The following is a 20,483-nucleotide window of genomic DNA, read 5'->3' on the forward strand; positions in this document are numbered from 1 at the left end:
CGGCCCAAGCGCCGGCGTTCGCCTGATCCAACGCAGCACGACGCACCAGCAAGGACCCGCCCGTGGGCTTTTCGACGATTTTCATCCGCCGCCCGATCGCCACCTCGCTGCTGATGGCAGGCCTGCTGCTGCTCGGCATCCTCGGTTACCGCCAGCTGCCGGTGTCGGCGCTGCCCGAGATCGATGCGCCCAGCCTGGTCGTGACCCCCCAGTACCCCGGCGCCAACGCGGTCACCATGGCCTCGCTGGTGACCACGCCGCTGGAGCGCCAGTTCGGGCAGATTTCCGGGCTGGAGATCATGACCTCCGATTCGTCGGCGGGGCTGTCCACGATCATCCTGCAGTTCTCGATGGACCGCGACATCGACATCGCCGCGCAGGACGTGCAGGCCGCGATCCGCCAGGCCACCCTGCCCTCCTCGCTGCCCTACCAGCCGGTCTACAACCGGGTGAACCCGGCTGACGCGGCCATCGTCACCCTCAAGCTCACCTCCGACACGCGCCCGCTGCGCGACGTCAACAATTACGCCGACTCCATCCTCGCCCAGCGCCTGTCGCAGGTGCAGGGCGTAGGCCTGGTCTCGATCGCCGGCAACGTGCGCCCGGCCGTGCGCATCCAGGTCAACCCGGCGCAGCTGTCCAACATGGGCCTGACCCTGGAAGACCTGCGCAGCGCGCTGACCCAGGCCAACGTCAACGCGCCCAAGGGCTCGCTCAACGGCAAGACCCAGTCCTACTCGATCGGCACCAATGACCAGCTGACCAGTGCCGCCGAGTACCGCGACACCATCATCAGCTACAAGAACGGCCGCCCGGTGCGCCTGTCCGATGTCGCCAACGTGGTCGATGGCGTGGAGAACGACCAGCTGGCCGCGTGGGCCGATGGCAAGCCGGCGGTGCTGCTGGAAGTGCGCCGCCAGCCCGGTGCCAACATCGTGCAGACCGTCGAGCGCATCCGTGCGCTGCTGCCGCAGCTGCAGAACGTGCTGCCGGCCGACGTGCACCTGGAGATCTTCAACGACCGGACCGAGACCATCCGCGCCTCGGTGCATGAAGTGCAGTTCACCCTGATCCTGACCATCGGCCTGGTGGTGGCGGTGATCTTCGTGTTCCTGCGCCGCCTGTGGGCCACCATCATTCCCTCGGTGGCGGTGCCGCTGTCGCTGGCCGGCACCTTCGGGGTGATGGCGTTCGCCGGCATGTCGCTGGACAACCTCTCGCTGATGGCGCTGGTGGTGGCCACCGGCTTCGTGGTCGACGATGCGATCGTGATGATCGAGAACATCGTGCGTTACATCGAACAGGGCAAGAGCGGCCCCGAAGCAGCCGAGATCGGCGCACAGCAGATCGGCTTCACGGTGCTCTCGCTGACCATCTCGCTGGTGGCGGTGTTCCTGCCGCTGCTGCTGATGCCCGGCGTCACCGGCCGCCTGTTCCATGAGTTCGCCTGGGTGCTGAGCATCGCGGTGACGCTGTCGATGCTGATCTCGCTGACGCTCACCCCGATGATGTGCGCCTACCTGCTCAAGCCGGACGCGCTGCCCGAAGGCGAAGACGCGCACGAGCGTGCCGCCGCGGCCGGCAAGACCACCGTGTGGTCGCGCACCGTCGGCCTGTACGAGCGCAGCCTGGACTGGGTGCTCGATCACCAGCCGCTGACCCTGGCCGTCGCCGCCGGTGCGCTGGTGCTGACCGTGGTGCTGTACATCGTGATCCCCAAGGGCCTGCTGCCCGAACAGGACACCGGCCTGATCACCGGCGTGGTCCAGGCCGACCAGAACATCGCCTTCCCGCAGATGGAGCAGCGCACCAAGGCCGTGGCCGAAGCCCTGCGCAGCGATCCGGCGGTGACCGGCGTGTCCGCCTTCATCGGCGCCGGCACCATGAACCCCACGCTCAACCAGGGCCAGCTGTCGATCGTGCTCAAGGAGCGCGGCGACCGCGATGGCCTGGATGAGATCCTGCCGCGCCTGCAGAAGGCCGTGGCCGGCATCCCCGGCGTGGCGCTGTACCTCAAGCCGGTGCAGGACGTCACCCTGGATACCCGCGTGGCGGCCACCGAGTACCAGTACTCGCTGTCGGACGTGGACAGCGCGCAGGTCGCGCTGCAGGCCACCCGGCTGACCGAAGCGCTGCGCCAGCGCCCGGAACTGGCCGACGTGGACAACAACCTGTCCAACCAGGGCCGCGCGCTGGAACTGACCATCGACCGCGACAAGGCCAGCGTGCTCGGCGTGCCGATGCAGACCATCGACGACACCCTGTACGACGCCTTCGGCCAGCGCCAGATCTCCACCATCTTCACCGAGCTCAACCAGTACCGCGTGGTGCTGGAAGTGGCGCCGGAATTCCGCACCAGCACCGCGCTGATGAACCAGCTGGCGGTGGCCTCCAACGGGGCCGGTGCATTGACCGGCAGCAACGCCACCAACTTCGGCCAGGTCACCTCGTCCAACTCGTCCACGGCCACCGGCATCGGCGCGCAGAACACCGGTATTCCGGTCGGTGCGGGCAACATCATTCCGCTGGCCGCGCTGGCCGAAGGCAAGGTCACCAGCACCCCGCTGGTGGTCAGCCACCAGCAACAGCTGCCGGCGGTCACGGTGTCGTTCAACATCGCGCCGGGCTACTCGCTGTCCGATGCGGTCAAGGCGATCGAGGAAACCAAGGCCGGCCTGAACATGCCCTCGCAGGTGCATGCGCAGTTCATCGGCAAGGCGGCCGAGTTCACCGGCAGCCAGACCGACGTGGTGTGGCTGCTGCTGGCCTCGCTGGTGCTGATCTACATCGTGCTGGGCGTGCTGTATGAAAGCTACATCCACCCCTTCACCATCATCTCCACCCTGCCGCCGGCCGGTGTCGGCGCACTGCTGGCACTGATGGTGTGCGGGTTGCCGCTGTCGGTGGATGGCATCGTCGGCATCGTGCTGCTGATCGGCATCGTCAAGAAGAACGGCATCATGATGGTCGACTTCGCGATCGAGGCGCGCCGCACCGGGGCCAACGCACATGAAGCGATCCGCCGCGCCTGCCTGCTGCGCTTCCGCCCGATCATGATGACCACCGCTGCGGCGATGCTCGGTGCATTGCCGCTGGCGCTGGGCACCGGCATCGGCTCGGAGCTGCGCCGCCCGCTGGGCATCGCCATCGTCGGCGGCCTGCTGCTCTCGCAGCTGGTCACGCTGTACACCACCCCGGTGATCTACCTGTACATGGAGCGCTTCTCCGAGCGCCTGCGCCAGCGCCGCGAACAGCGCGCGCTGCGTCACGGCCATGGCCCGGTGCAGGAGCCGCAGGCGTGATGATGAGCACCGCAGACCGCTGCGGAGGCGTTCGATGAACATCTCCGGCCCGTTCATCCGCCGCCCGATCGGCACCGCCCTGCTGGCCATCGGCCTGTTCGTGGTGGGCGTGATCTGCTACCTGCAGCTGGGCGTGTCGGCACTGCCGAACATCCAGATCCCGGTGATCTTCGTGCACGCCAACCAGGCAGGCGCGGACGCCACGACGATGGCCTCCACGGTGACCGCGCCGCTGGAGCGCCACCTCGGCCAGCTGCCCGGCATCGACCGCATGCGCTCGTCCAGCTCCGAAGGCAGCTCGCTGGTCTTCATGATCTTCCAGAGCGACCGCGACATCGACTCGGCCGCGCTGGACGTGCAGACCGCGATCAACTCCGCCCAGTCCGACCTGCCCGCCGGGCTGGGCACGCCGATGTTCCAGAAGGCGAACCCGAACGACGACCCGGTCATCGCGATCGCACTGACCTCCGAAACGCAGTCGGCCGACGACCTCTACAACGTGGCCGATTCACTGCTGGCCCAGCGCCTGCGCCAGATCACCGGCGTTTCCTCGGTGGATATCGCCGGCGCCTCCACGCCGGCCGTGCGGGTGGACGTCAACCTGCGCCTGATGAATGCCCTCGGCCTGACCGCCGATGACCTGCGCAATGCGGTACGCGCGGCCAACGTGACCTCGCCGACCGGCTTCCTCACCGATGGCAACACCACCACCGCGATCATCGCCAACGACTCGGTGGCGCGCGCCGCTGATTTCGCCCAGCTGGTGATCAAGACCGCCGACGATGGCCGCGTGATCCGCCTGCAGGACATCGCCAACGTCTACGACGGGCAGCAGGACGCTTACCAGGCCGCGTGGTTCAACCACAAACCGGCGGTGGTGATGTACGTGTTCACCCGCGCCGGCGCCAACATCGTGGAAACCGTGGACCGGGTGAAGGCGCAGATCCCGACCCTGCGCGACTACCTCGAACCGGGTACCACGCTCACCCCGTATTTCGACCGCACCCCGACCATCCGCTCGTCGCTGCATGAAGTGCAGATCACCCTGCTGATCGCGCTGGCCATGGTGGTGCTGACCATGGCGCTGTTCCTGCGCCGGCTGGCCCCGACCCTGATCGCGGCGGTGACCGTGCCGCTTTCACTGGCCGGCGCGGCGCTGGTGATGTACGTGCTGGGCTTCACCCTGAACAACCTGAGCCTGCTGGCGCTGGTGATCGCGATCGGCTTCGTGGTCGACGATGCGATCGTGGTGATCGAGAACATCATGCGCCACCTCGACGAAGGCATGCCGCGCATGCAGGCCGCCCTCACTGGCGCGCGCGAGATCGGCTTCACCATCGTCTCGATCACCGCCTCACTGGTGGCGGTGTTCATTCCGCTGCTGTTCGCCGAAGGCATGATGGGCGCGTTCTTCCGCGAGTTCACCGTCACCCTGGTGGCGGCCATCGTGGTCTCGATGATCATCTCGCTGACGCTGACCCCGGCGCTGTGCAGCCGCTTCCTGAGCGCACATGCCGACGCCGGTGCGCCGAGCCGTTTCGGCCGCCTGCTCGATGCCGGCCACGACCGCATGCTGCGGATCTACGTGAAGCTGCTGGATTTCTCGCTGCGCCACGCGCTGCTGCTGTCGCTGACCCCGCTGCTGCTGATCGGCGCGACGGTGTTCCTGTTCGGTGCGGTCAAGAAGGGCGCGTTCCCGCCCCAGGACACCGGCCTGATCTGGGGCCGCGCGAATTCCAGCGCCACGGTCTCGTTCGAAGACATGGTCAACCGCCAGCGCCGCATCACCGACATGCTGATGGCCGACCCGGCGGTGAAGACCGTGGGCGTGCGCCTGGGCAGTGGCCGCCAGGGCTCGAGCGCGCAGTTCAATGTTGAACTGAAGTCGCGCAAGGACGGCCGCCGCGAGACCACCGCCCAGGCCTTGGCCCGCCTCAGCGCCAAGGCCGATCGCTACCCCGACCTGCAGCTGCGCCTGCGCGCCATCCAGGATCTGCCCAGCAATGACGGCGGTGGTGCCAGCCAGGGCGCGCAGTACCGTGTCTCGCTGCAGGGCAACGACCTGGCCCAGCTGCAGGAGTGGCTGCCCAAGCTGCAGGCCGCGCTGAAGAAGAACCCGAAGCTGGCCGACGTCGGCACCGACGTGGACGCCGCCGGCCTGCGCCAGAACATCGTGATCGACCGGGCCAAGGCCGCCCGCCTGGGCGTGTCGGTCGGTGCCATCGACGGCGCGCTGTACGGCGCCTTCGGCCAGCGCCAGATCTCCACGATCTACTCGGACATCAACCAGTACAGCGTGGTGGTCAACGCCCTGCCGGAGCAGACCGCGACACCCGGCGCGCTGGACCAGATCTACGTACGCGCCGGCAATGGCGAGATGGTGCCGATCACCGCGGTGGCCGAACAGGTACCGGGGCTGGCACCGTCGCAGATCACCCACGAGAACCAGTACACCACGATGGACCTTAGCTACAACCTCGCCCCCGGCACCAGCATGGGCGAGGCCAAGGCCATCATCGACAGCACCGTCAACGGCATGCGCATGCCCGGCGACATCCGCCTGGCCGACGACGCCGGGTTCGGCTTCGATTCGGACCCGATGGCGATGCTGATCCTGGTGATGGCGGCGATCATCACCGTGTACCTGGTGCTGGGCATGCTGTACGAGAGCCTGATCCCCCCGGTCACCATCCTCTCCACGCTGCCGGCGGCAGGCGTCGGCGCGCTGCTGGCGCTGTACGGCACCAACACCGAACTGTCGGTGATCTCGATGATCGCGCTGGTGCTGCTGATCGGCATCGTCAAGAAGAACGCGATCATGATGATCGACTTCGCGGTGGTGGCGCAGCGCGAGCATGGCAAGACACCGCTGGAAGCCGCCCGCGAAGCCAGCATCGTGCGCTTCCGCCCGATCATGATGACCAGCATGGTGGCGATCCTGGCTGCGGTACCGCTGGCCATCGGTCTGGGCGAAGGCTCCGAACTGCGCCGCCCGCTCGGCATCGCGATGATCGGCGGCCTGCTGTTCTCGCAGAGCCTGACCCTGCTCAGCACGCCCGCGCTATACGTGATCTTCTCGTGCCTGCGCGAGCGCTGGGTGGCCCGCCGGGCGCGGCGCCGTGAGAAGCGCGCGTTGAAGCGGGCCGCCGCCGCGCGGTAGGCATTGCATCGGTAGGTACCGACCGTTGGTCGGTGCGCCCCTGTCGGTACCCCCGGCCGGTGCGCACCGGTTTGACGCGACGTAACAAAACGACAACAATTCTCATCCAGCCACGGTCCTGCGTCGCCCACTGCGATGCCCCCGCTGCCGGTTCCCGGCCAGCCTGCGCGATCCAGCCATCGACCCTCCCCCGCCCTCTGTAGATCGCGGACGGCGTTGTGCTGTCCGCCAAGGAACCCATCGATGCTGTCGTCCTCCCTGCCCCGCCTGGCCACGTTGGCCGTTGCGCTGTCGCTGGCCTGCGCCGCCCATGCCCAGTCCGTACCGGACGGCACCGCGCGGGCGCGCTCGGCCACCGACCTGGATGCGATCAAGGTCACCGCCGAACGTACCCACACCGATACCGGCGCCCTGGGCGACCGCGCCGTGCGCGATACCCCGTTTGCGATCTCGGTCGTCGGCCGCGAGGACATCGAAAAGCGCCAGGTGGTCTCGCTGGGCGAAGCCTTCCTCACCGATCCTTCGGTGGTCACCCAGGTCAGCGCCTACGCCAGCGGCTGGAGTTCGCCGATCCGCAACCGCGGCATCGATCTCAGCTACGACAGCTACCGCGTCAACGGCCTGCAGGTGTCCTCGTGGGGCACCGAGTGGCCGCTGGAAGTGATGGAACAGGTGGAACTGCTCAAAGGTCCCGGCGGCTTCATGTACGGCTTCGGCCAGCCCGGCGGCATCGTCAACTACGTCACCAAGAAGCCGACCGAGGTCACCACGCTGTCGGCACAGCTGGGCTGGCGCGAGGCGGGCATCGTCAGTGGGCAGCTCGATGTGGGCGGACGCTTCGGCAACGAGGACATGTTCGGCTACCGCTTCAACGCGTACCAGGAGAAAGGTGAAACCTTCAACGGCGGGGAGGTGAACCGCAAGGTCGGCGCCCTGTCGCTGGATGCACGCCTGACCGACCGGCTGACCTGGACCTTCGATGGCGTGTTCCAGTCGCGCGATCTCAGCAACGAGTCGCCGCAGTATTACTTCATCGGCCTGACAGAGCTGCCGCGCCCGCTCGCGGGCGACATCGACAACAGCATCGATGGCAGCTACTACGACACCCGTTCCAGCCTGCTCTCCACGGCGTTGAACTGGCAGATCAACAATGACTGGAAGGCCAGCCTGAGCTATGGCGTGACCACCTCATGGAACGACGTCAACAAGATCTTCGCCTATATCGATGACGTCAACGGCGATTACAACGTCAACACCTACGAGCTCGGCGGCAAGAGTGAGTGGAAGCTGGCCCAGGCGATCGTGCAGGGCCGCTTCCAGACCGGCCCGCTGTCGCACCAGGTGGTCGCCGGCGTCTCCCACCAGACCGGGCTGGGCTGGGACCGTCCCTACGAGTGGAACACCATCGGCCGCGGCAACCTCTACCAGCGCCCGACACTGCGTCATGACGCGGTCGGCTCGCGCGTGCTCAGCCGCGGCAGCGAAACGGTGCAGCAGGCGGCGTTTGTCAGCGATACCGTCAGCTTCGCCGATGGCTGGTCGCTGCTGGCCGGCGCGCGCTACAACGACTTCGAGAACAAGGGTGCGTACCACACCTATCCGGTCACCCCGACCTACGCCCTGATGTACAAGCCGGCCGACGCAGTGACGCTGTATGCCAGCTACGTGGAATCGCTGGAAGCCGGCAGCCGCGTGGGCAGCGATTACATCAACGCCGGTGACGTGCTCGACCCGACCATCAGCAAGCAGTACGAGATCGGCGCCAAGATCGAGTACCCGCGCTGGAGCGCCAATGCCGCCGCCTTCCGGCTGGAGCGTGGCGCGAACATCGACCTGCTCACGCCCGCCGGCAAGCTGCTGGTGCAGGACGGCATCACGCTGTACGAAGGCGTGGAAGTCAGCGGCGACGTACGCCTGACCGATGCCTTCACGCTCGGTGGCGGCGTGACCTGGCTGGACCCCACCTACGACAAGCTCTCCCCCGACAGCGTCGCCCAGGAAGGCAACCGCACCGCCGGCGCCGCCCGCTGGCAGGGCGTCCTGCACGCCGACTACAGCGTCCCGCAGGTCGAGGGCCTGAGCGTGTATGCACTGGCCCGTTACTACGGTGACGTCTATTACGACGCCGACAACACGCTCAAGCTGCCCGACTACACGCTGGTCAACGCCGGTGTCGGCTACCGGATGCAGGCCGCCGGCCATCCCGTCACCTGGCGCGCCGGCGTGGAGAACCTGGCCAACAAGAAGTACTGGTCCAACGCAGGCGTCGGCCTGCCGCGCACCTTCGCGGTAAGCGTGCGCTGGGACATGTAACCGGAAGCACACAGGTAGTGCCGACCGCTGGCCGGCTCCTCGGCATTGTCGGGAGCCGGCCAACGGCCGGCACTACCGTCGGCGGTAGAGGTGTCCCCTTCACTCCGCACCGGCAATAATGGCGGCCTCTCTTCCGCCGAGTCGCCATGCCCTCGTTCGAAACCCGCGTCAGCCGCCTGTGGGCACATGAAAAGGCCAGCTATGGCCTGCGGGTATTCATCGCGTTGTCGGCGGCCATGGGGCTGTGCTGGTACCTGGACCAGCTGCCCGCCCTGCCCGGCGTGTTCCTGGGCATCATCGCCAGTGCGATCGCCGAGACCGACGACAACTGGTGGGGCCGGATCAAATCGGTGGCGCTGTCGCTGCTGTGCTTCGTGGCGGCCGCCGCGGCGGTGGTGGTGCTGTTCCCGCATCCGTGGTGGTTCATCACCGCCCTGGCCGCGGCCACCTTCGGGCTGACCCTGCTCGGCGCGCTCGGCGAGCGCTATGCCTCGATCGCGCAGGCCACGGTAACCCTGGCCATCTACACGATGATCGGGCTGGAACAGCACGGTGCCGCCGATCTGCCCCAGGCGATCAATGCCGTGAGCCACCTGCTGGCCGGCGCGGTCTGGTACGCCCTGCTCTCGATTCTGTGGACGGCGTTGTTCGCCAATCGCCCCGTGCGCGAGCGCGTGGCACGCCTGTATCTGGAGCTGGGCCGCTACCTCAAGCTCAAGGCCGATCTGTTCGAACCGGTCCGCGATGCCGACGTGCAGAAGCGCCAGCTCGCCCTGGCCGAGCAGAACCGGCGCGTGGTTGAAGCCCTCAACATCGCCAAGACCGCGATCCTGGCGCGCTTTGGCCGCTCCGGTCGGCCCGGCGTGCAGTCCGGCCTGTACCTGCGCCTGTACTACATGGCCCAGGACTTCCACGAGCGCGCCAGCTCCTCGCACTACCCCTATGGCGCGCTGACCGAAGCGTTCTTCCACAGCGACGTGCTGTACCGCTGCCAGCGCCTGCTCGCGCTGCAGGGTGAGGCCTGCGCCAACCTGGGCCAGGCGATCCGCCTGCGCCAGCCGTTCCAGTACGGCGAGCGCACCAAGCAGGCCACCGCCGACCTCACCGATTCACTGAGCTGGCTGCGCGCCCAGCACAATCCCCAGTGGCAGCGCCTGCTGGCCTCGCTGGAACTGCTGGGCCACAACCTGCAGAGCATCGAACGCCGCCTGTCCGAAGCCGAGAAGTCCGAGTCCACGCTGGACAACGTCGATACGCGCCTGCGCGATACCAACCCGCACACCCTGCGCGAGATGGGCGTGCGTATCCGCCAGCAGCTCACCCCCGGCTCGGTGCTGTTCCGGCATGGCCTGCGCATGGCGCTGGCGCTGATCGTCGGCTTCGCGGCGATCCGCCTGTTCAACGCCCAGAACGGCTCCTGGGTGCTGCTGACCATCGTGTTCGTCTGCCGCCCGCACTTCGGTGCCACCCGCCAGCGGCTGGCGCAGCGGATCGCCGGCACCCTGATCGGCCTGGTGCTGACCTGGGCGCTGATGCAGTTGTTCCAGGACCTGCGCATCGAGCTGCTGATCGCCCTGCTTTCGGCGCTGCTGTTCTTCTTCACCCGCAGCGATCGCTACCTGGTGGCCTCGGCGGCGATCACGGTGATGGCGCTGACCTGCTTCAACCTGATCGGCGATGGCTTCCTGCTGATCTGGCCACGGCTGGTGGATACGCTGCTGGGCTGTGCGATCGCCGCGGCGGCCGCCTTCCTGATCCTGCCCGACTGGCAGGGCCGCCGCCTGAATCTGGTGATGGCGCGGGTGCTCGACAACTGCGCCAGGTACCTGCACGCCGTGCTCGGCCAGTACGGCAGTGGCATGCGGGACGATCTGGCCTACCGCATCGCACGGCGCGACATGCACAACGCCGATGCGGCGCTGTCCACGGCCCTGTCGAACATGCTGCGCGAGCCGGGCCACGTACGCCGCAACCTGGATGCGGGGTTCCGCTTCCTGGCGTTGTCCAACACGCTGCTCGGCCATCTCTCCGCGCTGGGTGCGCACCGCACCCAGCTGGACAGCTACGGCCAGGACCCACTCGCCCTGTCCGGCGGGGAACGCGTGGAGCAGGCGATGCAGCAGATCGCCAGCGCGCTGCAGCAGCGCGAGCCGGTGGCCGAGGACGCCAACGACGGCGACCGCGCCCTGGCCGAACAGCTGGAGCAGATCCCGGACGACATGCCGCCCCAGCTGCAGCTGATCCGGACCCAGATGGGCCTGATGCTGCGCCTGCTGCCCAAGCTGCGCGGTGCCGCCAACGAGGCCGCGCGCACGCTGCGGTAGGTATCGACCGGTGGTCGATACGGATGTTGAACGGGGCTGCCTGCACCGTACCGCGGCGCTGCCATGCTGCGCCAACAGGGAGAATGCTAGGCTGCGCCGGTTCGCAAGGAGTCTCCATGTCCGGCCATAGTCAGTTCGCCCTGCTCAGGCAACGCCGTTTCCTGCCGTTTTTCATCGTCCAGTCGCTGGGCGCGTTCAACGACAACGTCTACCGCCAGGCGATCATCGCGCTGCTGTTCTTCCTCGGCACGCCGATCGAAGAGCGCTCGCTGTACACCAACCTGGCACCGGCAATCTTCATCCTGCCGTACTTCCTGTTCTCGGCGCTGGCCGGGCAGATCGCGGAGAAGCTGGAGAAGTCGCGGCTGATCGTGATCACCACGACCATGGAGATCGCGATCATGTCGCTGGCCGCGGTCGGCTTCCTGACCGAGAGCATGCCGGTGCTGCTGGTCGCGCTGTTCTGCACCGGCATGCAGTCCACCCTGTTCGGGCCGGTGAAGTACTCGGTGTTGCCCTCCATCCTCAAGCCCGAGGAGCTGACCGGCGGCAACGGCCTGGTCGAGATGGGTACCTCGCTGTCGATCCTGACCGGCATGATCGCTGGCGGTCTGATCTTCACCCTGGCGGGCAGCCATGGCCCGATCGTCGCCGCGACCGCGGTGATCGTGCTGGCCGTGGCCGGCAACCTCACCGCGCGGATGATCCCGAAGGTCGATGCCGGCGCACCGGACCTGAAGATCAACTGGAACCCGCTGCCCGAGTCGCTGGCGGTGCTGCGCATGGCCAAGAAGCAGAAGGCGGTGCGCAACGCGATCCTCGGCGTGTCCTGGTTCTGGTTCGTCGGCACCATGCTGACCTCGCAGCTGCCCACCTACGCCGAAATCAATCTAGGCGGTGGCTCCACGCTGTACATCTTCGCGCTGGCGCTGTTCTCGCTCGGCACCGGCACCGGCTCGCTGCTGTGCGAGAAGCTGTCCGGGCGCACCGTGGAAATCGGCCTGGTGCCGCTGGGCGCGTTCGGCATGACCGCCTTCATGCTCGACCTGTACTTCGCACGTGCCGGGGAAGCCGCCGCCGCCGGGCTGTCGATCTGGCAGTTCGTACAGGCGCCCGGCAGCGTGCGCATCATCATCGACCTGATCGGCATCGGCCTGTTCACCGGCTTCTTCGTGGTGCCGCTGTTCGCGCTGATCCAGAGCCGCACGGCCAAGTCGGAGATGTCGCGCGTGTTCGCCGCGCTCAACATCCAGAACGCGGGCTTCATCGTCCTGGCCGCCGGCCTGGGCCTGCTCACCCAGCGCGTGCTGGACTGGACCATTCCGCAGCTGTTCCTGGCGCTGGCGATCGCCAACGCCGTGGTGTCGATCTACATCTTCACGATCGTCCCCGAATTCCTGATGCGCTTCCTCAGCTGGGTGATGGTGCGGGCGCTGTACCGGCTGCGCCCGCACGGCATCGAAGCCAACGTGCCGGACGAGGGCGCGGCGCTGATCGTGTGCAACCACGTGAGCTACATGGACGCGCTGATCCTGTCGGCCACGATCCCGCGTCCGGTGCGCTTCGTCATGTACTACAAGATCTTCAACATCCCGGTGATGCGCTGGATCTTCCGCACCGCCAAGGCGATCCCGATCGCCGGCGCACGCGAGGATCCCGCACTGATGCAGGCCGCGTTCGATGAGGTGGACAAAGCGCTGGCCGAGGGCGAGCTGGTGTGCATCTTCCCCGAGGGCGCGTTGACCCGCGATGGGCAGATGGGGGCATTCAAATCGGGCGTGGAGAAGATTCTCGAGCGTCGCCCGGTGCCGGTGGTGCCGATGGCTCTGCGCGGCATGTGGTCGAGCATGTGGAGCCGGCGCGACACGCGCCTGGGCCGCATGCGCGTGCCCCGTCGCTTCCGCGCGCATGTCGAGGTGGTCGCCTCCGCACCGATCGCCGGCGAGGTCGCCACGGCCCCGATGCTGGAGACACAGGTGCGGCAGCTGCGGGCTGACCAGGCGTGAGTCCCGCCCTGCCTGCATGTAACCGTATACATGGACGCGGGTACATCGGTTAGATTACCGCCCGGGGCACCTCGCCCGCGCTGGCCGGCGCGGGCGGACGCTCGATGCCGGACATTGCCGTCGTGTCACCTGTTGCCGATCGTGCCTCATCGCGTGTGTTGTTCGCCCCGGATCCATCCCGTACACACCCACCCAAGCAAATGGAGCTTCGCTGATGAATGCCACCGCCCCCCTGCCGCCCGCCCCGGGCAGCATTCCGAACCACCTGATCTGGTCGATCGTCGTCACCATCCTGGCGTTCTTCGTGTGCTGCCTGTCGTGCCTGAGCTTCCCGGGCATCGTCACCGGCGTGGTCGCGATCGTGTTCGCCAGCAAGGTCAACGGCCTGCTCAACCAGGGCGACCTGGAAGGCGCACGTCGTGCCTCCAAGAACGCCAAGATCTGGGCGTGGGTCACCACCGGTTTCCTGATCGCCGGCGTCGTGCTGTTCGTGATCTCGCTGGCCTTCATGGGCGTTGACGGTTACATGCAGCAGATGCAGCAGTTCCAGCAGCAGATCGAAAGCGCCAGCTGATGATCGCGCTGCACGGCAAGCGCTGGTTGCTGGCGGCCCTGCCGCCGGCCGCCTTGGCCGCCGGCGCGGGGTTCTGGGTGCTGCGGCACTACGACCCCAACAGCGCCAGCAGTCCGTTCCCGCCGTGCAGCTTCCTGGCCGTTACCGGGTACTACTGCATCGGCTGCGGGCTGACGCGTGCACTGCACGCGCTGGCCCACGGCGATGTGGTCGCCGCGTTCTCGATGAATCCCCTGGCGATGCTGATGCTGGCCATCGCCCCGCTGGTGATCGGCTGGGCACTGGGCTGGCGCCCACGCGTGCTGCAGCCGCTGATCACGCTGTTGATGAAACCGGCGTTCTGGCTGATCCTGCTGCCGGCCTACTGGATCGCACGCAACCTGCCGTGGGTGCCGTTCACCTGGTTGGCGCCGGGCTGAGCTGAACCGCTAGGTCACCCAGCCGGCGATGACCAGCAACGCCAGTACTGCCATCCACAACAGCAGCATGCGCCACACCAGGCTCATCGCATCGCGCAGTTCCGGCAGCCGACGCCATACCGGCACCATGCCCGCATCGCTGTAATCGTGCGCATCCTCGCGCAGCTCGGCACTGACGCTTGCCCGCGCGACCGCGCCAAGGAAGTGCGTGGAGGTGGCCCACTGGTTGCCATGCGCCTCGCGCCACGCCTTGAACGCCGTATCGAAGTTGCCGACCAGCGCCATCGACAGCGACATCAGCTGCGCCACCGGCCATTCCAGCCAGGACAGCACCACGCGTGCACCGGCGACCGCTTCCACGCTGGCCAGCGAGCGCATCGGGCCGACCGCCAGCAACGCCAGCAGGCGATACAGCAGCGCGCCGACCGGACCCAGCAGCAGGAACCAGAACAGCACCGCGAACCAGCGCCGCAGCGCGTTGAGCACCGTTGCTTCGACGAGCGAGGGGACGTCTTCGTGCAGGCTGCCACCGGCGGACTGCAGCTGCGCGATCGCCAGATGACGCGCATGGGCGTCATCGGCATCGATCACCGCCTCGACATCACGGTCCAGGTCGCGCGGGCCCCAGCACATCACCAGCACCAGCACGCCCAGCAGCAGTGACGGCAGGCCGTACACCCGATCATCGAAGAGCCACTGGATCAGGCCCAGCACCACGACGAACGGCAGCACCGCCAGCCAGGCACCCTTGCGTCCGCGCCAGGCGCCGTCTTCGGCGGCATGCCGGTCCAGCCACTGCAGCCAGCGCCGGTAGAGGCCGAAACGCCGCAGCGCGACGGCCGCGCCCGGCGCGACATGGCCCAGGGCCAAGGCAACCAGCACGGCGACCAGGGTGGTGAACATGTAAGCCTCCGGCTCGGGACGTGGAACGCGCCGCTACTATGCCTTGCGGCCCGGCAATTCCCCGGGCCGTAGGTAATGTAACGCGCCGCGTGTTCAGCCTGCGGCAACGGCAGGCGACGGTCAGGCGACCTGCTGGCGGTACCAGTGCTCGATCAGGCTGCGCGAGATCGAGATCGGCGGGGACAGGCGGATGCCTTCGCCGTCGTCCTCGACATCCCGGGCCAGGGCAGCGCCCACGTCCTGGGCGGTGAACCAGCGGGCATCTTCCAGCTCGCCGTTCACGGTCGGCACGTCGTCTTCGGCCGTGGCGGCGAAGCCGAGCATCAGCGCGCCGGGGAACGGCCATGGCTGGGTCCCCAGGTAGCGGCACTCGCGCACGCGCACCCGGCTTTCCTCGAACACCTCACGGACCACGGTCTGCTCCAGCGATTCACCGGGCTCGACGAAGCCGGCCAGCACCGAATAGCGACGCGGGGCCCAGTTGGCCTGCCGGCCCAGCAGCAGCCGGCCCTGGTTTTCCACGGCCACGATCACGGCCGGATCCACCCGCGGGTAATGTTCGGTTGCGCACTGGCCGCAGCGTCCGACGAAGCCGCCACGGCTGAAGGTCACCGCGCCGCCACACACGCCGCAGAAACGGGTGCGCGACTGCCAGTAGGACATGCCGCGTGCGTAACAGAAGGCGGTGGAATCGGCGATGGACCAGGTCGCGGCGGACTGCCGCAGGTCGACCCGCTGCGGGGCCGTCACCGACAGGCCGGCGGCCTCCATCGAGAACCACGCCTGCTCGCCGCGCAGGCCGAGGAAGATCGCGGTACCCGGGCCACCGCCCAGCTCGGCGCCGGTCAGTGGCAGGGGCTGGCCGTCGTTGCCCGCCAGTGCGGTACCGTCCTGGTCGAGCACCAATACGCGCGCGTCCGGCCACAGCCGCAACAACGCATCGGCGTCATCGCGCAGGGTATCGGCGCGCTCCAACGGCTCGCTGACGAAGGCGAAACCGGAAAGCTGCGAAGAGAATTTGGACATCGCAAGAGCCTGCCCACATTCGGCGGGACTGGCAAGCGGCAACCGACCCTCAGGCCGGTTGCGCGCGCATCACATGCTGAAACTGCTGCCGCAGCCGCAGGTGGTCTTCGCGTTCGGATTGCGGATCACGAACTGCGCGCCGGTCAGGCTCTCGGTGTAATCCACCTCGGCGCCCATCAGGTACTGCAGGCTCAGCGGATCCACCAGCAGGGTGACGCCGGCGGTATCCACCGCCAGATCGTCCTCGGCCCGGTTCTCATCGAACTCGAACCCGTACTGGAAGCCGGAACAGCCACCGCCTTCGATGTAGACGCGCAGGGCGAGGGCAGCGTTGCCCTCATCCTGGATCAGCTCCTTGACCTTGGCCGCAGCGGCCTCGGTGAAGTTCAGCGGACGGTCCAGGGACTGGTAGTTCGGCGCGGCGGCGGGTGCGCCGGGCAGGGAAACAAGCGTGCTCATGCCCCCAGCATGGGGCTGCATGAGCACGGTTTCAAGGTGTGGCGCCGGCGCGATTCAGGCCATCGCCTCGGCCAGCTTCCTGCGGGCGGCGGTGTCCTTGCCCTTGCCCTCGTCCGCATCCCCGGACGGCGGCGGCAGGGCCATCTGCGCCGAGGTGTGGATCAGGCGGCCGGTCAGCTGGGCACCGGCGTGCATTTCCACCACCTGGTAGTGGATGTTGCCGGTGACCCGGGCGCTGGGGGTCAGTTCGACCCGCTCGGTGGCATGTACATCCCCATCCAGGCGGCCGCTGATGACCACCACCTGGGCGCGGATCTCGCCCTCGATGGCGCCGTGCTCGGCCACCGTCAGGGTGGCGTTGCTGGCGCCGTCCTGGGCAATCACCTTGCCCAGGATGGTGCCTTCCACATACAGGCCACCGCTGAATTCCACGTCCCCGCGGATCACCACCTGCGCGCCGATCAGCGCGTCCACGACCAGATGTCCGTCGCGGTTGGACTTGTTGCTGCCAAACATGGGCTTACTCCCCTTCTTTTGCCGATGCCGCCGGTGCCCCGGCCTGTTTCCAATCGAATACCTGGGTGGCGCCCCCCGCGCCCGATCCCAGCGTGACCCGCACACGTTGCGGGGTGAAGCCTTGGGGCAGCATCACGCTGCCGGTGAGCTGCTGGAAGTACCGGAAGGAATAGTCCTGGCCCGGTACCTTGGTGCGCTGGTGCAGCTCGTCCCAGCTGACCGAGGTCAGCTTGCCGTCCTTGACGCCTTCCACGGTGAAGCGCATCTGCCCCTGGCTGATCGCCCCCCGGTTCAGGTTCTGGGTCAGCACCACGGCGTATTGCCAGGTGCCGCCGGTTTCCGGCGAAAACTCCACCGAATGGGTGTTCAGGCCCTTGCGCTGGCTGGTCGCCCCGACCAGGCGCTCGTAGAAGGCCACGTCGGCGCGCAGGCCGGCGATCTCTTCATCGCGCTCACCCAGCGAGGCCTGGACCTCGGTATTGGCAGCACGGCTGATGCGGTCGGAGGCCTGCAGGGTCGCTTGGCGCTGCTGCAGTTCGATGAGCTGCTGCTGGAGGCGCTCGTTGCGGGTCTCGGCGGCCTTGAGCTGGGTGCCGACGTCGCCGCCGGGTGAGCCCAGCCAGGCGCCGAGCAGCGCGGCCAGGATCAGCGACAGCAGCCAGGCACCGCCCAGCACCAGCAGGCGCTTGCGGTCCTGCACGGGCGGCGTGCCCGGCCGACGGATCTGGATGCGGGAAGGTGTGGGCTTATTCATGGCAGTCCTGGGCGACCGCGCCTGCCGGCGCTGTCGCAACGGCCCCTGTCTGGAACGACGGGCTAGTGTAAGTCAGGGAAAAGGCCTTGTCCGCGCAGGCTCGGGATCCGGGCAGTAGCGTTCATGGACGTCATCCACGATAGTGTGCGCCTGTGCACATTCTGCCACCGGAGCGCGTGCCATGACCGAAGCCCACCTGTTCGTGATCGGCATCCTGCTGGCCTGGCTGGCCGGTATCCGCGTGTACCTGACCGTGTTCGGCGTGGGGCTGGCCGGCCTGCTCGGCTGGGTCGACCTGCCGCCCGCGCTGCAGGCCACCGAATCGTGGTGGGTGCTGGGCACCTCGGCCGCGCTGGCCATCGCCGAGTTCTTCGCCGACAAGATCCCCGGGGTCGATTCGGTCTGGGACCTGATCCAGACCCTCGCCCGGGTACCGGCGGGTGCGTTCCTGGCCGCGGCCACGCTCTCGCCCAGCGGTGAACTCAGCGGTACCGCCCTGGTGGCCGGGGCCGGCGTGGCGCTGGCCAGCCACGGGCTGAAGTCCGGCACCCGTGCCCTGCTCAACACCTCGCCCGAACCGGCCAGCAACTGGGTCGCCTCGGCGGCCGAAGACACCGTGGTGGTCGGCGGGCTGGCGCTCGCACTGGCGCACCCGTGGCTGGCGCTGATCCTGGTGGTGGCGTGCAGCCTGATCGGCGCGTTGATCGTGTGGATGATCTGGCGGACGCTGTGGAAGGGGATGCGCTGGCTGATGCGCCAGGCCGACAGTGGGCAGACGCAGGTGAAACCGGGCACCCTGCCCCGGTAAGGCGCGCCCTGCCTCCGGGCGTTCATCGCATAATTGCGGCGCAGACTGGGAGTACGGATGGCCGTTCACGACAACGTTGTTGCACCCGCCCGCGCCGTGCGCGCTGAAACGCCGCCGGCCGAGCACTGGCAGCGCTGGCAACGCCAGGCCACGCCCGCCGCGTTGCCGCACAGCAATGTCGTCGCGCTCAATCCCGTGCCGGCCAGCCCGCCGCCGTTGCTGCCGCCAATGACCACCGATGCCAGCGACCTGGTGCCGCCAGGCATCGATTCGCCGTACCGCGTCCTGATCGTCGAAGACGACCGCTCGCAGGCGCTGTTCGCACAGAGCGTGCTGCACGGCGCCGGCATGCAGGCGCTGGTGCACGGCGATGCCGAAGGCGTGCAGCAGGCCATCGCCGAGCATCGCCCCGACCTGATCCTGATGGACCTGCACCTGCCCGGCCTGGACGGCATGCGCCTGACCGCGTTGATCCGCCAGCAGCCTGGCCAGCAGCTGCTGCCGATCGTGTTCCTCAGTGGCGACCCGGATCCGGAGCGCCAGTTCGAGGTACTCGACAGCGGTGCCGATGATTTCCTCAGCAAGCCGATCCGCCCACGCCACCTGATCGCGGCCGTCTCCAACCGGATCCGCCGCGCCCGTGCGCAGGCCGCCTCGCAGGCGGGCAACGCGGGTGCGCCGGCGATGAACAATCCCGAGACCGGCCTGCCCACCCGCCATCACGTGATGCAGGAGCTGGGCACCTCGCTCGCGCACCGCGATCGCGGCGGCCTGTTCTTCATCGAGATCGCCAGTGCGCTCGGCCTGCGCGAACGCTATGGCTATGCCGCCTTCGAACGGCTGATGACCCAGGCCGGCCAACGCCTGGCCGATGCAGCGCAACCGCACCTGCTGGCGCGCTTGAACGACAACAGCTTCCTGGTCCTGGCCCGCGATGCCGACGAGGACACGCTGGATACGATGGCGCACGCGCTACGCGAACAGTTGTCCACGCGCGCGTTCGTGATCCGCGATGACGAATCGGTGCACCTGCGCGGCGTGGTCGGCCATGCCCAGCTCTCCCCGGGCTTCTCCGATGCGGGCAGCGCGCTGGAAGCGGTCGAACGCACGACGCTGCAGGCGCGCCTGCTGACCGCCGGCGTGGCCGCCTATGTGCGTCGCGAAGATGTGGCCGCACAGGAACATCTTGCGTTGCTGGAAGGGCAACTGGAACTGGCCTATCAACCCATCGTCGCCGTCGCCGGCGGCAACACCGCGCAGTACCAGGTGCTGCTGCGGCTGCGCCAGGCCGATGGCAGCGTGCTGGCCGCCGGCCAGGTGATTCCGGCGGCCGAAGCGGCCGGGCGCATCGCCGATCTTGACCAGCAGGTGCTCGACCACGCACTGGGCCTGCTGGATCTGTATCGCCACGCCGCACAACCGCTGCACCTGTTCGTCTCGCAGTCGCTGCGCACGCTGGCCCGCGATGCGTTCGGCGATTGGCTGCTGGAGTCGCTGGCCAGCCGCCAGATCGACGGCAGCGCGCTGGTCATCGACGTGCGCCTGCCTGATGCCCTGATCCACACCGTCACCCTGCAGCAGTTCTGCACGCGCATGCATGCAGCCGGCGTGCGCTTCTGCCTGAGCCAGTTCGAGCCGGGCGATGAGGCCAACGCCTTGATGGCGCAGCTGCCGCTGGCGTATGTGCGCATGGCCGCGCGCTTCTCCAACAGCCATGCCAACCAGCAGACCCGCGACGAACTGCGCGCAGCGATCGACCGGGCGCACCGCGCCGGGCTGCGCATCATCGGCCAGCAGATCGAAGATCCGCAGGCCGCGGCCGCGATGTGGATCAGCGGCGTTGATTTCATCCAGGGCAACATGGTCCAGTCCGCCGGCAGCGAACTGAACTTCGACTTCCAGAACTCGGTGCTCTGAGC

The 20,483-nt window shown here is 67.8% G+C and carries 13 protein-coding genes and 1 pseudogene; 9 read left to right on the top strand and 5 right to left on the bottom strand.

Translation table 11 applies throughout. The features are described from left to right. The first annotated feature begins 62 nt into the window (after nt 1-62). From HMPREF3113_RS10860 to HMPREF3113_RS10890, 7 genes are all read left to right on the top strand, one after another. The gene (locus tag HMPREF3113_RS10860; protein WP_070472270.1) at nt 63-3,302 is read left to right on the top strand and encodes an efflux RND transporter permease subunit; all 3,240 of its coding nucleotides are present in this window, start codon (nt 63-65) and stop codon (nt 3,300-3,302) included. Between the two features lie 34 nt (nt 3,303-3,336). After that, the gene (locus HMPREF3113_RS10865) at nt 3,337-6,462 is read left to right on the top strand and encodes an efflux RND transporter permease subunit (RefSeq protein ID WP_070472273.1); all 3,126 of its coding nucleotides are present in this window, start codon (nt 3,337-3,339) and stop codon (nt 6,460-6,462) included. A 243-nt stretch (nt 6,463-6,705) separates the two neighbouring features. Beyond that, nucleotides 6,706-8,775 carry a TonB-dependent siderophore receptor gene (locus tag HMPREF3113_RS10870; protein WP_070472276.1) on the top strand — a complete coding sequence of 690 codons (2,070 nt, stop codon included), beginning with the start codon at nt 6,706-6,708 and terminating at the stop codon, nt 8,773-8,775. Between the two features lie 146 nt (nt 8,776-8,921). After that, the gene (yccS, locus tag HMPREF3113_RS10875) at nt 8,922-11,099 is read left to right on the top strand and encodes a YccS family putative transporter (RefSeq protein WP_070426101.1); all 2,178 of its coding nucleotides are present in this window, start codon (nt 8,922-8,924) and stop codon (nt 11,097-11,099) included. Between the two features lie 116 nt (nt 11,100-11,215). After that, nucleotides 11,216-13,105, top strand: coding sequence for an MFS transporter (locus HMPREF3113_RS10880; protein WP_070472287.1), 1,890 nt, complete (start codon nt 11,216-11,218; stop codon nt 13,103-13,105). A gap of 214 nt (nt 13,106-13,319) precedes the next feature. Further along, nucleotides 13,320-13,679: a CD225/dispanin family protein gene (locus HMPREF3113_RS10885; RefSeq protein WP_019185331.1), complete on the top strand. Its 360-nt coding sequence runs from the start codon at nt 13,320-13,322 to the stop codon at nt 13,677-13,679. After that, nucleotides 13,679-14,098 carry a DUF2752 domain-containing protein gene (locus tag HMPREF3113_RS10890; protein WP_070472290.1) on the top strand — a complete coding sequence of 140 codons (420 nt, stop codon included), beginning with the start codon at nt 13,679-13,681 and terminating at the stop codon, nt 14,096-14,098. Before HMPREF3113_RS10885 ends, HMPREF3113_RS10890 begins: the two co-directional genes overlap by 1 nt. Nucleotides 14,099-14,107: 9 nt before the next feature. Here HMPREF3113_RS10890 and ampE read toward each other — a convergent pair whose 3' ends face one another. The 5 genes and pseudogenes from ampE to HMPREF3113_RS10915 form a co-directional block, all read right to left on the bottom strand. After that, nucleotides 14,108-15,001: a regulatory signaling modulator protein AmpE gene (gene ampE / locus HMPREF3113_RS10895; RefSeq protein WP_070472292.1), complete on the bottom strand. Its 894-nt coding sequence runs from the start codon at nt 14,999-15,001 to the stop codon at nt 14,108-14,110. A gap of 120 nt (nt 15,002-15,121) precedes the next feature. Next, the gene (gene nudC, locus HMPREF3113_RS10900) at nt 15,122-16,027 is read right to left on the bottom strand and encodes an NAD(+) diphosphatase (RefSeq protein WP_070472296.1); all 906 of its coding nucleotides are present in this window, start codon (nt 16,025-16,027) and stop codon (nt 15,122-15,124) included. Between the two features lie 69 nt (nt 16,028-16,096). Then, on the bottom strand, nt 16,097-16,486 hold the full coding sequence (gene erpA / locus HMPREF3113_RS10905; RefSeq protein ID WP_019185327.1) for an iron-sulfur cluster insertion protein ErpA: 390 nt from the start codon (nt 16,484-16,486) through the stop codon (nt 16,097-16,099). Between the two features lie 150 nt (nt 16,487-16,636). Then, nucleotides 16,637-17,002: pseudogene (locus HMPREF3113_RS10910) on the bottom strand (polymer-forming cytoskeletal protein); the annotation flags it as partial. Nucleotides 17,003-17,006: 4 nt separating this feature from the next. Continuing rightward, a complete protein-coding gene (locus HMPREF3113_RS10915; protein WP_019185325.1) occupies nt 17,007-17,756 on the bottom strand; it encodes a DUF6776 family protein in 750 nt (249 codons plus the stop codon). Between the two features lie 181 nt (nt 17,757-17,937). Between HMPREF3113_RS10915 and HMPREF3113_RS10920 the strand changes: the two genes are divergently transcribed. Then, entirely contained in the window at nt 17,938-18,564 is a 627-nt protein-coding gene (locus HMPREF3113_RS10920; protein ID WP_070472299.1) for a DUF4126 domain-containing protein, read from the top strand. Nucleotides 18,565-18,621: 57 nt separating this feature from the next. Then, entirely contained in the window at nt 18,622-20,481 is a 1,860-nt protein-coding gene (locus tag HMPREF3113_RS10925; RefSeq protein ID WP_070426107.1) for an EAL domain-containing protein, read from the top strand. Nucleotides 20,482-20,483: the final 2 nt, after the last annotated feature.

It is taken from the genome of Stenotrophomonas sp. HMSC10F06, assembly GCF_001807865.1.
In the GTDB taxonomy this organism is placed as follows: domain Bacteria; phylum Pseudomonadota; class Gammaproteobacteria; order Xanthomonadales; family Xanthomonadaceae; genus Stenotrophomonas; species Stenotrophomonas bentonitica_A.

What these genes read in the sequence shown, in the direction of transcription:
- HMPREF3113_RS10865 (WP_070472273.1), top strand. Translation starts at nt 3,337, where the DNA reads ATGAACATCTCCGGCCCGTTCATCCGCCGCCCGATCGGCACCGCCCTG.
- HMPREF3113_RS10870 (WP_070472276.1), top strand. Translation starts at nt 6,706, where the DNA reads ATGCTGTCGTCCTCCCTGCCCCGCCTGGCCACGTTGGCCGTTGCGCTG.
- yccS (WP_070426101.1), top strand. Translation starts at nt 8,922, where the DNA reads ATGCCCTCGTTCGAAACCCGCGTCAGCCGCCTGTGGGCACATGAAAAG.
- HMPREF3113_RS10880 (WP_070472287.1), top strand. Translation starts at nt 11,216, where the DNA reads ATGTCCGGCCATAGTCAGTTCGCCCTGCTCAGGCAACGCCGTTTCCTG.
- HMPREF3113_RS10885 (WP_019185331.1), top strand. Translation starts at nt 13,320, where the DNA reads ATGAATGCCACCGCCCCCCTGCCGCCCGCCCCGGGCAGCATTCCGAAC.
- HMPREF3113_RS10890 (WP_070472290.1), top strand. Translation starts at nt 13,679, where the DNA reads ATGATCGCGCTGCACGGCAAGCGCTGGTTGCTGGCGGCCCTGCCGCCG.
- ampE (WP_070472292.1), bottom strand. Translation starts at nt 15,001, where the DNA reads ATGTTCACCACCCTGGTCGCCGTGCTGGTTGCCTTGGCCCTGGGCCAT.
- nudC (WP_070472296.1), bottom strand. Translation starts at nt 16,027, where the DNA reads ATGTCCAAATTCTCTTCGCAGCTTTCCGGTTTCGCCTTCGTCAGCGAG.
- erpA (WP_019185327.1), bottom strand. Translation starts at nt 16,486, where the DNA reads ATGAGCACGCTTGTTTCCCTGCCCGGCGCACCCGCCGCCGCGCCGAAC.
- HMPREF3113_RS10915 (WP_019185325.1), bottom strand. Translation starts at nt 17,756, where the DNA reads ATGAATAAGCCCACACCTTCCCGCATCCAGATCCGTCGGCCGGGCACG.
- HMPREF3113_RS10920 (WP_070472299.1), top strand. Translation starts at nt 17,938, where the DNA reads ATGACCGAAGCCCACCTGTTCGTGATCGGCATCCTGCTGGCCTGGCTG.
- HMPREF3113_RS10925 (WP_070426107.1), top strand. Translation starts at nt 18,622, where the DNA reads ATGGCCGTTCACGACAACGTTGTTGCACCCGCCCGCGCCGTGCGCGCT.